General features: G+C 62.5%; 16 protein-coding genes and 1 tRNA gene. All 17 read right to left on the bottom strand.

Annotation, left to right across the window (positions count from 1 at the left end; translation table 11 throughout):
* Nucleotides 1-3: 3 nt before the first annotated feature.
* Entirely contained in the window at nucleotides 4-309 is a 306-nt protein-coding gene (gene nuoK / locus ACVOLR_RS10125; RefSeq protein ID WP_054656949.1) for an NADH-quinone oxidoreductase subunit NuoK, read from the bottom strand.
* The gene (locus tag ACVOLR_RS10120; protein WP_481536308.1) at nucleotides 306-959 is read right to left on the bottom strand and encodes an NADH-quinone oxidoreductase subunit J; all 654 of its coding nucleotides are present in this window, start codon (nucleotides 957-959) and stop codon (nucleotides 306-308) included. The genes nuoK and ACVOLR_RS10120 overlap by 4 nt, the downstream gene beginning before the upstream one ends.
* Nucleotides 960-968: 9 nt before the next feature.
* Nucleotides 969-1,457, bottom strand: coding sequence for an NADH-quinone oxidoreductase subunit NuoI (gene nuoI / locus ACVOLR_RS10115; RefSeq protein WP_481513021.1), 489 nt, complete (start codon nucleotides 1,455-1,457; stop codon nucleotides 969-971).
* A 3-nt stretch (nucleotides 1,458-1,460) separates the two neighbouring features.
* The gene (gene nuoH, locus ACVOLR_RS10110; RefSeq protein WP_282268407.1) at nucleotides 1,461-2,555 is read right to left on the bottom strand and encodes an NADH-quinone oxidoreductase subunit NuoH; all 1,095 of its coding nucleotides are present in this window, start codon (nucleotides 2,553-2,555) and stop codon (nucleotides 1,461-1,463) included.
* Entirely contained in the window at nucleotides 2,552-4,786 is a 2,235-nt protein-coding gene (gene nuoG / locus ACVOLR_RS10105; protein ID WP_481536307.1) for an NADH-quinone oxidoreductase subunit NuoG, read from the bottom strand. The genes nuoH and nuoG overlap by 4 nt, the downstream gene beginning before the upstream one ends.
* Nucleotides 4,783-6,120, bottom strand: coding sequence for an NADH-quinone oxidoreductase subunit NuoF (gene nuoF / locus ACVOLR_RS10100; RefSeq protein WP_481513023.1), 1,338 nt, complete (start codon nucleotides 6,118-6,120; stop codon nucleotides 4,783-4,785). The genes nuoG and nuoF overlap by 4 nt, the downstream gene beginning before the upstream one ends.
* Before the next feature lie 3 nt (nucleotides 6,121-6,123).
* On the bottom strand, nucleotides 6,124-6,651 hold the full coding sequence (gene nuoE, locus ACVOLR_RS10095) for an NADH-quinone oxidoreductase subunit NuoE (RefSeq protein WP_282268404.1): 528 nt from the start codon (nucleotides 6,649-6,651) through the stop codon (nucleotides 6,124-6,126).
* A 91-nt stretch (nucleotides 6,652-6,742) separates the two neighbouring features.
* Entirely contained in the window at nucleotides 6,743-7,972 is a 1,230-nt protein-coding gene (locus tag ACVOLR_RS10090; protein ID WP_481536345.1) for an NADH-quinone oxidoreductase subunit D, read from the bottom strand.
* An 89-nt stretch (nucleotides 7,973-8,061) separates the two neighbouring features.
* On the bottom strand, nucleotides 8,062-8,814 hold the full coding sequence (locus tag ACVOLR_RS10085) for an NADH-quinone oxidoreductase subunit C (RefSeq protein ID WP_481532217.1): 753 nt from the start codon (nucleotides 8,812-8,814) through the stop codon (nucleotides 8,062-8,064).
* Between the two features lie 32 nt (nucleotides 8,815-8,846).
* Nucleotides 8,847-9,401: a NuoB/complex I 20 kDa subunit family protein gene (locus ACVOLR_RS10080; RefSeq protein ID WP_017354657.1), complete on the bottom strand. Its 555-nt coding sequence runs from the start codon at nucleotides 9,399-9,401 to the stop codon at nucleotides 8,847-8,849.
* The gene (locus ACVOLR_RS10075) at nucleotides 9,392-9,748 is read right to left on the bottom strand and encodes an NADH-quinone oxidoreductase subunit A (RefSeq protein WP_057626704.1); all 357 of its coding nucleotides are present in this window, start codon (nucleotides 9,746-9,748) and stop codon (nucleotides 9,392-9,394) included. The genes ACVOLR_RS10080 and ACVOLR_RS10075 overlap by 10 nt, the downstream gene beginning before the upstream one ends.
* A 112-nt stretch (nucleotides 9,749-9,860) precedes the next feature.
* Nucleotides 9,861-9,945, bottom strand: a tRNA-Leu gene (locus tag ACVOLR_RS10070).
* Between the two features lie 48 nt (nucleotides 9,946-9,993).
* A complete protein-coding gene (gene secG, locus ACVOLR_RS10065; RefSeq protein WP_481536306.1) occupies nucleotides 9,994-10,440 on the bottom strand; it encodes a preprotein translocase subunit SecG in 447 nt (148 codons plus the stop codon).
* Between the two features lie 29 nt (nucleotides 10,441-10,469).
* Nucleotides 10,470-11,225 carry a triose-phosphate isomerase gene (gene tpiA, locus ACVOLR_RS10060; protein WP_481536305.1) on the bottom strand — a complete coding sequence of 252 codons (756 nt, stop codon included), beginning with the start codon at nucleotides 11,223-11,225 and terminating at the stop codon, nucleotides 10,470-10,472.
* A gap of 158 nt (nucleotides 11,226-11,383) precedes the next feature.
* Nucleotides 11,384-12,322 carry an isopenicillin N synthase family dioxygenase gene (locus ACVOLR_RS10055; RefSeq protein WP_481536304.1) on the bottom strand — a complete coding sequence of 313 codons (939 nt, stop codon included), beginning with the start codon at nucleotides 12,320-12,322 and terminating at the stop codon, nucleotides 11,384-11,386.
* A 73-nt stretch (nucleotides 12,323-12,395) separates the two neighbouring features.
* Nucleotides 12,396-13,754 (bottom strand): phosphoglucosamine mutase, encoded by a 1,359-nt coding sequence (gene glmM / locus ACVOLR_RS10050; RefSeq protein ID WP_481536303.1) that lies wholly within the window; start codon nucleotides 13,752-13,754, stop codon nucleotides 12,396-12,398.
* Nucleotides 13,754-14,635 (bottom strand): acetyl-CoA carboxylase, carboxyltransferase subunit beta, encoded by an 882-nt coding sequence (accD, locus tag ACVOLR_RS10045; protein ID WP_481536302.1) that lies wholly within the window; start codon nucleotides 14,633-14,635, stop codon nucleotides 13,754-13,756. Before accD ends, glmM begins: the two co-directional genes overlap by 1 nt.
* Between the last annotated feature and the right edge of the window lie 249 nt (nucleotides 14,636-14,884).

Raw genomic sequence — 14,884 nt, 5'->3', positions numbered from 1 at the left:
GGATCAGCCCTTCAGCGAATCGACTTCGCCCACATTGATGGTGTGGCGAGTACGGAACAAGGTCACCAGGATCGCAAGGCCAATTGCAGCTTCGGCTGCGGCCACGGTCAGGATGAAGAACACGAACAGCTGACCGGCGGTATCACCGAGCTCCCGCGAGAAGGCGATGAAGTTGATGTTCACCGACAACAGCATCAGTTCGATCGACATCAACAGCACGATGATGTTCTTCCGGTTGAGGAAGATACCGGCAACGCTGATGCAGAACATCACCGCGCCCAGCGCGAGCATATGGCCCAGAGAAATCATGGCTTGGCCTCCTCGCCACTGTCATGTTGCGTATCGACCTGCACCACCGGCTTTTCGGCGGCCATCTTGACCATGCGCAGGCGGTCTTTTGCCTTGGTCATGGTCTGCTCGGTCGGGTTCTGCGTCTTCAGGCCTTCACGACGGCGCAGGGTCAGCATCACAGCTGCCACCACGGCCACGGTCAGGATCACAGCAGCGAACTCGAACGGCAGCAGGTATTCAGTGAACAGGCTGCGTGCCAACCAGGTGACATTCGAGGTATCGGCAGCGACCGCAGCGGCGTTGTCGGCCGGGAACGGCGCGGTACGTGCCTTGATGCCGATCAGGGTCAGCATCTGCACCAGCATCACCACCGCGACCAGCAGGCCGACCGGAAGGTAACGCACCCAGCCTTCACGCAGGTTGGTGGTGTCGATGTCCAGCATCATCACCACGAACAGGAACAACACCATCACCGCGCCAACGTAGACCAGCACCAGGGTGACACCGAGGAACTCGGCACCCACCAGCAGCCATACGCAGGCAATGGAGAAGAACGTCAGGATCAAGCACAGCACGGCGTACACCGGGTTGCGCACACTGATCACCGCTGCCGCGGAAATGCCGGCAATGATGGAGAAGAACCAGAAACAAATATTTACCCAATCCATCTCAAGACCTCAGCGGAAGGCAGCGTCGGCGGCGCGGCGCTCGGCGATTTCGGCTTCAAGCCGGTCGCCAATTGCCAGCAGCTGCGGCTTGGTGATGATGTTCTCGCCACGCTTCTCGAAGTGGTACTCGAGAATGTGGGTCTCGACGATCGAGTCCACCGGGCAGCTTTCTTCGCAGAAGCCGCAGAAGATGCACTTGAACAGATCGATTTCGTAACGCGTGGTACGGCGGGTGCCGTCTTCGCGCTTGGCCGAGTCGATGGTGATCGCCAGTGCCGGGCACACCGCTTCGCACAATTTGCAGGCGATGCAGCGCTCTTCACCGTTGGGATAACGGCGCAGGGCGTGCAGGCCACGGAAACGCGGCGACTGCGGGAACTTCTCCATCGGGTACATCACGGTGTACTTGGGCTTGAACGCGTATTTCAGCGTCAGCCACAAACCGCCGAGCAACTCCAGGAGCAGCAGGCTTTTGAAATAGTGGGTGATCTTATTCATGAATCAAACGCCCTTCTGGATCACGCCGTAGAACACCATCAGTGCCGTCACCGCGATCCAGAAAATGGTCAGCGGGATGAACACCTTCCAGCCCAGACGCATGATCTGGTCATAACGGAAGCGCGGGAAGCTGGCACGGAACCAGATATACGCACTGGCGAAGAACAGCACCTTGAGCAGCAGCCACGGCCAACCGCCGGTCCAGATCCAGTTGATCCACGGCGAGATGTCTGCCGTGATCCAACCCTGGAGCGGGCTCAGCCAGCCACCGAGGAAGAAGATCGAGATCAGGAAGCTGACCAGGATCATGTTGGCGTACTCGGCCAGGAAGAACAGTGCGAACGCACCGCCGGAGTACTCAACCATGTGACCGGCAACGATTTCCGACTCACCTTCCACCACGTCGAACGGAGCGCGGTTGGTTTCGGCAACGCCGGAGACCCAGTACACGACGAACAGCGGGAACAGCGGCAGCAGGAACCAGTCGAACAGACCCGAATTACCCTTCTGTGCGAGCACGATGTCGGTCAGGTTCAAGCTGCCGGCGGCGATCATCACGCCAACCAGCGCGAAGCCCATCGCGATTTCGTAGCTGACCACCTGTGCGGCCGAGCGCATCGCACCGAGGAAGGCGTACTTGGAGTTGGATGCCCAACCGGCGAGGATCACGCCGTACACGCCCAGCGAGGTCATCGCCAACAGGTACAGCAAACCAACGTTGGCGTTGGACAGCACCAGCTTGTAGTCGAACGGAACCACTGCCCACGCCGCGAACGACGGTGCCAGCACGATCAGCGGCGCGATGATGTACATCGCCTTGTGTGCGCTGGCCGGGGCAATGATTTCCTTGAACAGCAGCTTGGTGACGTCGGCGAAGGCCTGCAGCAGACCACCGAGGCCGACGTACATCGGCCCGTGGCGGACGTGCATCCAGCCGATCAGCTTGCGCTCCCACAACACGTAGAAGGCAACCGAAATGATCACCGGCATGGCGATCAAGAGGATCTTGATCACCGTCCAAAGCACGATACCGATGTCACCCAGCGACATGAACCACTGGAACAAGGGGTCGATCGCGTTTAACAGCAACTCGTTCATGCAGCCACCACCGTTACCCGAGCGGCACCCAGCGGCGCGGTTGCGCCGTGGCCCGATTCAATCCACACCGTACCGGCGGCGACGCGCGCGTCGACCACAACCGACAGCGTGGCGCGACCAGCATCGGTACCGACCTTGGCCATCTGGCCTTCGCTCAGCTGCAGACGCGCGGCATCATCGGCATTGAGCACGATGCGCGGATCATTGTTGAGCGGATGCGACTGCAGCGCCTGCGCACGACGCACGACGGCATCGGTGCGGTAGATCGCCGGGGTCGAAGCCACTTCAAAGCCCTCGCCTGCCAGCTGCGGCTGCGCCGAAGCGGCAACCTTGACCGTGACCGGCTGCAGACCCGCACGCAGACCTGCCAGATCGGTGAAACCGAAACCGGCCAACTGCATGTCACCACCCAGCGCACGCAGCACGCGCCAGCCCTCGCGGGCCTCGCCTTGCAGCTTGCCGCCAGCACGGGCGACCTGGTTGCGGCCATCCAGATTGGTCAGCGTACCGTCGATTTCCGGCAGCGCGCCGATCGGCAGGATCACATCGGCCACATCGCGGGTCGAGGTGCAGGCGAAGTGGCTGAAGGCCACAACCTTGGCACCGGCCAGCGCCTTGCGGGCAGCAGCGGTATCGGCGAAGTCCAGACCCGGCTCGATGCCGTAGATGGCATAGGCCTTGCGCGGCTGTGCCAGCATTGCATTGACGTCCTTGCCGGCCGGCAGCACGCCAACGTGGGCCAGGCCCACGGCGTTCGCACCCTGCGGAATGCGGCACAGCTTGGCGCCGGTAGCAGCGGCAAACGCGCTGGCAGCGGCACGGATGGCAGCGGCCTGCGGGTGATTCTCCGCAATCGCACCGACGATGATGACGGTGTTGTTGCCGCCCTTCACCGCGTCGACCAGCTGCGCGTTGCCCAGCGTCTCGACGAAGCGCGACGGTGCAACGATGTGCTTGCCAGCCAGCTTGAACGCGAAGTCGAAATCGACCGGGTTGATCGAATGGATCTTGGCGCCGTTGGTGGTCTGCGCCTTGCGCAGACGGGCGTGCAGCAGCGGCAGTTCGTGACGGATATTGCTACCCAGCACCACGATCTGATCCGCGTGTTCGATGTCGGCCAGCGACATGCCGAATGCTTCGGCAACCGGAGCATCGGAGAAGTCGCGGTTGTTGATGCGGTGGTCGATATTGTTCGAACCCAGACCAGCGGCCAGGCGGGCCAGCAATGCGCCCTCCTCGTTCGACGTTGCCGGGTGCACCAGCACGCCGAGCTCGTCGCCACGGTTGGCTTCGAAGATTTCGCGGGCAGCGGCCAGACCTTCGGCCCAGCTCACTTCCTTCCACTCACCATTGACCTTCTGCAGCGGCTTGACCGCGCGGTCGGCCGCATACAGGCCCTGATGCGAATAACGATCGCGATCGGACAGCCAGCATTCGTTGACCAACTCGTTGTCACGCGGCACAGCGCGCAGCACTTCGCCACGACGGGTGTGCAGGAACAGGTTCGAGCCCATCGCGTCGTGGTAACCCAGCGATTCGCGAGCGGTCAGTTCCCACGGGCGTGCCTTGAACTGGAACACCTTGTTGGTCAGCGCGCCGACCGGGCATACGTCGATGACGTTGCCGGACAGCTCAGTGGTCAACGGCTTGCCGTCGTAGGTACCGATCTGCAGGTTTTCACCACGCGACATGCCACCCAGCTCGTAGGTGCCAGCGACTTCAGCGGTGAAGCGCACGCAACGGGTGCACTGGATGCAGCGGGTCATCTCGGTGGCGACCAGCGGCCCCATGTCCTCGTCGACCACAACGCGCTTGCGCTCGTTGAAGCGGCTGACCGAACGGCCGTAGCCCAGCGACACATCCTGCAGTTCGCACTCGCCGCCCTGATCGCAGATCGGGCAGTCCAGCGGGTGGTTGATGAGCAGGAACTCCATCACCGAACGCTGGTACTTGAGCGCCTTTTCGTTGCGGGTCTGGATCTTCATGCCATCCATGACCGGGGTTGCGCAGGCCGGCGACGGCTTGGGCGACTTTTCAACGTCAACCAGGCACATGCGGCAGTTTGCGGCGATCGGCAGCTTCTCGTGGTAGCAGAAGCGCGGAATCGGAATGCCAGCCTTGTCGGCGGCCTGGATGATCATCGAACCCTTGGGCACGACCAGGGACTGACCATCGATATCGATGGTCACGTGATCCGGTGGTACGTTGGGATTTACCGGTTGCGCGCTCATGCGGCAGCAGTCTCCACCTTCTTGCCGTCAACCATCGAATGACCGTTGACGATGTAGTACTCGAATTCGTTCCAGAACTGGCGCAGGAAGCCTTGAATCGGCCACGCTGCCGCCTCACCGAACGCACAGATGGTGTGGCCTTCAATCTGGCCGGCAACCGTCTTCAGCTGATGCAGGTCTTCCATCGTGGCCTGGCCGGCGACGATGCGCTCCAGCACACGGTGCATCCAGCCGGTACCTTCACGGCACGGGGTGCACTGGCCACAGGATTCCTTGTGGAAGAACTGGCTGATGCGGCAGGCGAACTTGACGCAGCAGACGCTGTCATCCAGCACCACGATGGCACCCGAACCCAGGCCGGAGCCCAGTGCACGGATGGTGTCGTAGTCCATCGGCAGACCCTTTAGCTCCGCAGCGGTCAGCACCGGCATCGACACGCCACCCGGGATTGCTCCCTTCAGGGTGCGGCCCGGACGCAGACCACCGGCCATTGCCAGCAGGTCGTCGAAGGTGGTGCCGAGCGGCACTTCGAAGTTGCCGCCTACTGCCACGCAACCGGAGACCGAGAAGCACTTCGGGCCGCCGTTGTTGGTCAGGCTCAGATTCTTGAACCACTCCGCGCCATTGCGGATGATCGCCGGCACCGAGGCATAGGTCTCGGTGTTGTTGATCGTGGTCGGCTTGCCGTACAGGCCGAAGTTGGCCGGGAACGGCGGCTTGTAACGCGGCTGGCCCTTCTTGCCTTCCAGCGATTCCATCAGCGCGGTTTCTTCACCGCAGATGTAGGCGCCGGCGCCCAGCGCGCCATAGATATCGATGTCGCAACCACTGCCCAGCACATTCTTGCCCAGCCAGCCGTGCTTGTACGCATCGGCCAGGGCCTGCTCGAAGTGCTCGAACGGCTCGTGGTGGAACTCGCCACGCAGGTAGTTGTACGCCGCGGTCGAGCCGGTGGCGTAGCAGGCGATCGCCATGCCTTCCACGACCGAATGCGGGTTGTAACGCAGGATGTCGCGGTCCTTGCAGGTGCCCGGCTCGGATTCATCCGAGTTGCAGAGGATGTACTTCTGCACATCACCCTTGGGCATGAAGGACCACTTCAAACCGGTCGGGAAGCCCGCACCGCCGCGGCCACGCAGGCCGGACTGCTTGACCATTTCGATGACGTCGGCCGGCGGGATCTTCTCTTCGAGGATCTTGCGCAGCGCGGCGTAACCACCGGTCTTCAGATAGCTTTCGTACGACCACGGGGTGTCGTAATGCAGCGTGGTGTAGACCACGTTGTGCGGAAGCGGCGCCGGTCCGACCGGGCCCTTGGATTCGTGGTGTGCCATGCCTTACTCCAGCCCGTCCAGCAGCGCGTCGACCTGGTCCAGCGTCAGGCGCTCGTGGTAATGGCCGTTGATGACCATCATCGGCGCACCGGCACAGCCAGCCAGGCACTCTTCCTCTTTCTTGAGGTAGACGCGGCCGTCGGCGGTCGATTCACCGTGCTTGATGCCCAGCTTCTTCTCGCAATGGCGGACGATGTCGTCGGCGCCATTGAGCCAGCAGCTGACGTTGGTGCAGATGGCGACGTTGTTGCGGCCAACCTTCTCGGTCTCGAACATCGAGTAGAAGGTTGCAACTTCGTACGCCCACACGAACGGCAGGTCCAGGTACTTGGCCACGCCGGCGATCAGCTCGTCGCTCAGCCAGCCCTGGTTCTGTTCCTGTGCGGCATGCAGGCCCTGCAGCACCGCCGAACGCTTGCGATCGGGCGGGAACTTGGACAGCCAGTGATCGATGTGAGCGCGCGTCTTGTCGCTCAGCACCACCATCGGGTCGACGTTACGCGCCGCCTCGAAATTACCCGTCGCCTTCATCGGCCGACCTCAACGAATACCAAAAGCTGAAAAACCGATGCCTGCGGCGGCAGAACCGCGCAGGCAACGGACGATGTGTGATCCGCCGGCATTACCGGTCAACCTCGCCGAACACGAGGTCGTAGGTGCCGATCATCGCCACCACGTCGGCCAGCATGTGGCCGCGCACGACCGAGTCGATCGAGGACAGATGAGCGAAGCCCGGCGCGCGCAGATGGGCGCGGAACGGCTTGTTGGCACCGTCGGAAACCAGGTAGCAGCCGAACTCGCCCTTGGGCGCTTCAACCGCCGCATAGGTTTCGCCGGCCGGCACGCAGTAGCCTTCACTGAACAGCTTGAAGTGATGGATCAACGCTTCCATGTCGTCCTTCATCTCGGCGCGAGCCGGCGGGGCGACCTTGAAGTTCTTGACCATCACCGGGCCCGGGTTGGCCTTCAGCCAAGCCACGCACTGCTTGATGATGCGATTGGATTCGCGCATCTCGGCGATACGCACCAGGTAACGGTCGTAGCAGTCGCCCTTGGTGCCCAACGGCAGGTCGAAATCGACCGCGTCGTACTTGGCATACGGCTGCTTCTTGCGCAGATCCCAGGCAATACCCGAACCGCGCAGCATCACGCCGGTCATGCCCCAGGCCATTGCATGCTCCGGGGTGATCACGCCGATGCCAACGGTACGCTGCTTCCAGATACGGTTGTCGGTCAGCAGGGTTTCGTATTCGTCAACGCGACCCGGGAACTCCTTGGTGAAGTTCTCCAGGAAGTCGAGCAGCGAGCCCTCGCGCGAAGCGTTCAGACGCTTCAGCGCATTGCCCTTGTGCCAACGCGATTCCTTGTACTTGGGCATGGTGTCCGGCAGATCGCGGTACACGCCGCCCGGACGGTAGTACGCCGCGTGCATGCGCGCGCCGGAGACTGCTTCGTAGCAGTCCATCAGCTCTTCGCGCTCACGGAAGGCGTACAGCATCACCGCCATCGCGCCCAGATCGAGCGCGTTGGAGCCCAGCCACATCAAGTGGTTCAGGACGCGGGTGACTTCATCGAACATGGTGCGGATGTACTGCGCACGCTCCGGCACTTCGATACCCACCAGGGTTTCGATGGCGCGGACATAGGCGTGCTCGTTGCACATCATCGAGCAGTAATCCAGGCGATCCATGTAACCGATCGACTGGTTGAACGGCTTGGACTCGGCCAGCTTCTCGGTCGCGCGGTGCAGCAGACCGATATGCGGGTCGGCGCGCATGATGGTCTCGCCGTCCATCTCCAGGATCAGGCGCAGCACACCATGCGCGGCCGGATGCTGCGGGCCGAAGTTCATGGTGTAGTTGCGGATCTCCTGCTTGGCTTCAGCAGGATTGCTCGCAAAGGCCTGCGAGGCCTGGTGGAATTCCTTCTTTACGTCCGCACTCACTTGCTTGCCTCCGTCTGCGCGCGCTCGCCTTCAGCGGTCTGGAAACGAGCATCGTCGCGGATAACACGCGGCACGCCTACGCGCGGCTCGACCGAAGTCACCGGCTCGTAGACCACACGCTTCTTTTCTTCGTCGTAACGCACTTCGACGTTGCCGATCAGCGGGAAATCCTTGCGGAACGGATGGCCCACGAAACCGTAGTCGGTCAAGATGCGACGCAGGTCCGGGTGACCTTCGAAGATCACGCCGTACAGGTCGAACGCTTCGCGCTCGAACCAGTTCAGGCCCGGATGGATGTCGGTCAGCGATGCCACCACCGGCAGCGACTCGCTCGGCGCGTAGCAACGGATGCGCAGCAGCTGGTTGTGCTGGTAGGAACGCAGCTGGCAGACAACAGCGAAACGCTGCTTGGGCATTGCGTCCGGCTGGGCACCTTCGGCGGTTTCGTGGCTGGGGAATTCACCCCAGGCGAAACGGCCTGCGCCACTGCCTTCCACGCCGCGGCTGAAGCCGTGCGAGGAAACGTCCGAGGTGTCCCACTCGTCGCTGCCGTAGCCAAGGTAGTCGACGCCGCACAGATCAGTGGCGTGCTCGAAGCCGAACTCGTCACGCAGCGCCAGAGCGGTTGCGTGCCAATCGGCAACAGCCACTTCCAGCGTTACTTCGCCGCGCGGTTCGACCACCACAACCTGCGCACCGGCAAAACGGGCGCGAAGTTTATCGATGAGAGAAGGTGCTTGCTGGGCCATGGGGGCTGGCGTGCTCTTGATTTGAAAAGGGGTCAGCGTGCGATGGTCTGGGTTCGCCAGATCTTCTTCTGCAGCTGCAAAATGCCGTACACCAGCGCTTCGGCGGTCGGCGGGCAACCCGGGACGTAAACGTCCACCGGCACCACACGATCGCAACCGCGCACCACTGCATAGGAATAATGGTAATAACCGCCGCCGTTGGCGCAGCTACCCATCGAGATGACCCACTTCGGGTCCGGCATCTGGTCGTAGACCTTGCGCAGCGCCGGGGCCATCTTGTTGACCAGCGTACCGGCCACGATCATCACGTCGGACTGTCGCGGCGAGGGACGGAACACCACACCGTAGCGATCAAGATCCAGACGCGCCGCACCGGCGTGCATCATTTCCACCGCGCAGCAGGCCAGACCGAAGGTCATGGGCCACATCGAGCCGGTACGTGCCCAGTTCAACAGCGCATCAACGCTGGTGGTCACATAGCCCTTCTCGAGCAGGGGGTTATCGCCTTCAGGCCGCAGAATGTCATCAACCCGCCCTTCCGGGACGGGGTTGTTCATCAGGCCGTCGAGAGTTTGGATCACTCCCATTCCAGCGCTCCCTTCTTCCACACGTAGATAAAGCCGAGGAACAGCATGCCCACGAACAAGCCCATGGTGACCAGCGAACGCGCGCCGAGCTCCATGAACACCTGGGTCCAGGGCACAATAAAGATGATTTCCAGGTCAAAGACGATGAACTGGATGGCGATCAAGTAGTAACGCACGTCGAACTTCATGCGCGCGTTCTCGAACGCCTCGAAGCCACACTCGTAGGCGGAGAGTTTCTCGGTGTCCGGCGAACGCGGAGCGAGGAACCGACCGATCAACATCAGCGTGACGCCGATGCCGGTGGCGACGATCAGAAACAGCAGAGACGGCAAATATTCGGCCAGCACAGCGATTCTCTCTTGCCTCTGCCCGGGACACCTGCAGGTGCCAAGGCATGGGGGATGAACGGGACTTGCCACGACGGGAAGCTGCTGCAACCCGTGTACCCGCATAAAACAATGGTGCCCAAGAGGGGACTCGAACCCCTACGACCTAAGTCGCTACCACCTCAAGGTAGTGCGTCTACCAATTCCGCCACCTGGGCTTACGTCAGCGCAGCTGCTTCGCAGTGCGCCGCGTATTGTAACCGTCTTCAGTCTTTCTGTGCGGGTTCAGCGGGCTTTTCTTCGCTCTTGGCCGGAATATTTTCCGCCGGAGCCGTTGCCTGCGGCACTTCACCCACCGCCGCGGCAGCCGGAGCTGCCGGAACGGCCTGCAACTCACCTGCCGGAGCCGCCGGCGCAGCAGCCGGAGCCGCCGTTTCAACCGCACTCATCAGGCCCACGCCCTGGTCCGTCGGACGCGAGCCGTGGCTGGCGTACCACGCCATGAACAAGCTGATGCCGAAAAACACCACGGCCAGCCATTTGGTGCTCTTGGACAGGAAGTTGGACGCGCCACGCGCGCCGAACACCGTACCCGACGCACCGGCACCAAAACCCGAACCAGCGGCAGCACCAGAGCCACGCTGCATCAGGATCAGCGCGATCATCGCGAGCGCCACCAGCACATAGACCACATTGAGGATCAACATCAGCATTTTAGAAATCCGTCCCGGACAATTACCCGTTAGCGACTGGCGGCCGCCCTCGCGATGGCCAGAAAATCAGCCGCCACCAGCGAAGCGCCACCTACCAGCCCGCCATCGACGTCAGGCTGTGAAAACAGCTCTGCTGCGTTGTCGGGCTTGACGCTGCCGCCATAAAGGATCGACAACGAATCGGCAATTCTAGCATCGCGCTCGGCGACTACGCCACGAATGAACGCATGCACAGCCTGCGCCTGCTCCGGCGAGGCAGTACGGCCGGTGCCGATTGCCCAGATCGGCTCATACGCCACCACCGCCTTGGCGAAGGCCTGGACCCCGGCCAGATCCAACACCGGCGCCAGCTGCGAGGCAATCACCGCCTCGGTCTGCGCAGCCTCACGCTGCTCCAGCGTCTCACCAACACATAAGACCGGGACGAGGCCCGCATGGATCGCGGCAACAAACTTGCGCGCCACCAGCTCACTGCTTTCGTTGTGGTACTGGCGGCGCTCGGAGTGACCGACCAGGCCATGAGTGGCGCCAACGTCCACCAGCATGCTGGCCGAAACCTCGCCGGTGTAGGCGCCCTTTTCGTTGCTGCTCACGTCCTGCGAGCCGAACAGCAGCTCCGTACCCTCGAAATCCTCGACCAGATCACCCAGATACGGCAGCGGCGGCAGGATCACCAGGCTCACACCAGCCAGCGGCAGGCCAGCAGCCACCTGCCCGACCAGATCGGTGGCGAATTGACGGCTGCCATGCAGCTTCCAGTTACCAGCAACGATTTTTTGGCGCATTCAGGCATAACTCCCCGGTAAAAAGTATCGGCAAAGGATAGCCGATATGCGGACATTGGCAGGACAAACTGCAGACAACGGAAGACAAGACGCAAAAACGCCGCCGAGCCAAGGGCCACGGCGGCGTCGATGCGACACCCTATGAAACCAGCGCCGGCTTACTTCAGTTTGATCTCACGCAGGCGCTGCTCAAGGAAGCCGTGGGCGGTGATCGCCTCCGGGTAGCGGCTCGGATTCTCCGCAGTGATGCACGAAGGCAGCACGTCGATCAGGAAATCCGGGTTCGGGTGCAGGAAGAACGGCACCGAATAACGCGGCTTGCGCGCCAGTTCACCCGGGGGATTGACCACGCGGTGAATGGTGGACGGGTACACATGATTGGTCAGGCGCTGCAGCATGTCGCCGATATTGACCACGATGGTGTCGGCGTCGGAGGTGAACGGAACCCACTCACCCTCATGCGATTGCACTTCCAGACCTGCCGCACTGGCACCGACCAGCAAGGTGATGAAATTGATGTCGCCATGGGCACCGGCGCGCACATTGGGGATATCGTCGGTGGTGATCGGCGGGTAATGGATCGGGCGCAGGATCGAGTTGCCGTTATTGGTCTTGTCGGCGAAGTAGTTCTCCGGCAGACCGATATGCAGGGCCAGTGCCGACAGCACCCGCGAACCCAACTGGTCAAGCTTCTGGTACAGACCGTAACCGTACTCCTTGAAGCCCGGCACTTCGCTCGGCCACAGGTTCGGCTGCATCACCTCGCGATACTTGGAGTCATCGGTGATCTCGCGACCAATATGCCAGAACTCCTTCAGATCGAAGTGCGAGGAGCCCTTGGCGGTTTCCACACCGAACTGGGTATAGCCGCGCGCACCACCGCTACCGGCGATGTGGTACTGCTTCTTCACATCTTCCGGCAACGCGAAGAACGCCTTGAACACGTCATACGCGGCGTCGATGTCCGCCTGCGGAATGCCGTGATTGCGAATACCCGCAAAACCCCACTCACGATACGCCGCGCCAAGTTCGGCCACGAAGGCGTCACGGTCAGTATCGAAACGGGTGATATCGAGGGTGGGAATACGGGAACTCATACAAAACTCCAAAGAAGGGAACGGGACGCCGGCCATTGAAACCGACGTCCCGGCGACACCACCATGATCCAGCTCAAACCTGTGCGGTAGCCGAACGAACCGCGTCGGCCAGCGCCTCAAGGGTGGCGGTCATCAGCCCGGCCTCATCGGCCTCGACCGTGACCCGCACCACAGGCTCGGTACCCGACGGCCGCAGGAATGCCCTGCCCCGCCCGGCAACTGCTGCCTGCGCGGTTGCCAGCGCAGCCTGTACCGGCGCACTGGCCACGACTTCGCGCGCACCACTTTCCAGACGCACATTGATCGTCTTCTGCGGCACCATCACCAGACCCTGCAGGGCCTGGTGCAGATTCACGCCAGCATCGCCGAGCACTTCCAGCACCTGCAATGCACTGACGATGGCATCACCGGTGGTGGCCCGATCCAGGCACAGGATATGACCGGAGGCTTCACCACCCAGCACGCCATTGCCCTCGACCAACGCCTTGTGTACATAACGGTCGCCGACATTGGCGCGGACGAACGGGATGCCCAAGCGCTCCAGCGCCTGCTCCAACCCGTAGTTGGTCATCAGCGTGCCAACCGCCGGGCCACGCAGGCGGCCATTGGCCTGCCACGCCTTGGCCAGCACGTACAGCAAGCCGTCGCCGTCCACCGCCGCACCAGTGTGGTCGACCATCAGCACACGGTCACCATCACCGTCGAAGGCAATACCGATATCGGCACCAACCTCGGTCACCTTACGTGCCAGATTGTCGATATGGGTCGAGCCCACGCCGTCGTTGATATTGACGCCATTTGGCTCGGCACCGATCGCGGTCACCTCGGCCCCCAGCTCACGGAACAGCAGCGGCGCCACGTGATAGGTAGCACCGTGGGCGCAATCGAGCACGACCTTGAGCCCGCGCAGATAGAAATTACGCGGCACGCTGGCCTTGCAGAACTCGATGTAACGACCGACTGCATCGCGCGCACGGACCGCCTTGCCGAGCTGCTCGGACTCCACCGTCGAGAACGGCTCATCCATCGCCGCTTCCAGCGCCAGCTCGGTGGCATCATCCAGCTTCTCGCCTTCGGCCGAGAAGAACTTGATGCCGTTGTCGTAGTGCGGATTGTGCGAGGCACTGATCACGATGCCAGCATCGGCACCCAGCGTTTGCGCCAGGAAGGCCACCGCCGGGGTTGGCATCGGCCCAATCAGCTGCACGTTGGCACCTGCAGCGACCAGACCTGCCTCCAACGCCGACTCAAACATATAGCCGGAGATGCGCGTGTCCTTGCCGATCACCACGGTCGGCTGTGCACCGCCGCTGCGCGCTACCAGCACGCGGCCCAATGCGTTACCAACCCGCAGTACAAAATCAGCGGAAATGACACCCTTGCCGACCCGGCCGCGGATGCCGTCGGTACCAAAATACTTGCGCGTACCCATCAGGCTGCTACTTCCTCGTGCTGCGGCTGACGCCCCAACATGGCCAGCAGGTCGGCCAGGCGGTCACGCATTTCGCGACGGTCGCAGATCTGATCGATGGCGCCGTGCTCAAGCAGGAACTCCGAGCGCTGGAAGCCTTCCGGCAGTTTTTCGCGCACGGTCTGCTCGATCACGCGCGGGCCGGCAAAGCCGATCAGCGCCTGCGGCTCGGCAATATTGATATCACCCAGCATCGCGAACGAGGCCGACACGCCACCGGTGGTGGGATGGGTCAGCACAGAGATGTAGGGCAGACCGGCTTCGCGCAGCTTGGCCAGCGCGGCCGAGGTCTTGGCCATCTGCATCAGCGAGAACAGGCCTTCCTGCATGCGTGCACCGCCAGAGGCGGAGAAGCAGACATACGGAGAGCCAAGCTCCAGCGCAGTTTCCGCCGCCAGCGCGAAACGCTCGCCGACCACCGAACCCATCGAACCGCCCATGAAGGCGAAGTCGAACGAAGAGGCCACCAGCGGGCGACCCTTCAGCAGGCCACGCATGGCGATCAGCGCGTCGTACTCGCCAGTGTTCTTCTGGCTGGCCTTGATGCGCTCGACGTATTTCTTCTGGTCCTTGAACTTGAGCACGTCGGTCGGCCCAAGGCGGGCAGCGATCTCGCTGGTGCTGTCAGCATCAAACAACGAGGCCAGGCGCGCGCGCGCGCGGATGGCCATGTGGTGCCCACACTTCGGGCAGACCTCAAGGTTTTCTTCCAGCTCCGGGCGGTACAGGGCCGCGCCGCAGCTACTGCATTTTTCCCACAGCCCCTCGGGGACGCTGCGTTTTTTGGAGGGCGTGTTGTCGGTACGGATGCCGGACGGCATCAACTTGCTGAGCCAACTCATGCGGGATGACAATTCCGTTCAGGGTGGCCTTGCGGCCACGACAGGGCCCACAGTCTAGCTCACCACTGCGACCAAGTTGCAGCACCGGATCTGGCGCAATCCCTACTGGTACGTATGTTTGGCCGCAGCCCTGGGTCCTGTAGTGCCGGGCCGGGGGCGGGGGGGGGGGGGGGGGCGGGGGGCCCGCGGGGGGGCGGGGGCGGGGGGCGACGGGGCGGCGGGGCGCCGCGGCGGGCGGGGGGCAGCGGG

Source organism: Stenotrophomonas sp. STEN030, assembly GCF_056759995.1.
Note: the sequence above shows the minus strand (reverse complement) of the source record. Positions and strands in the feature narration are given on the sequence as shown.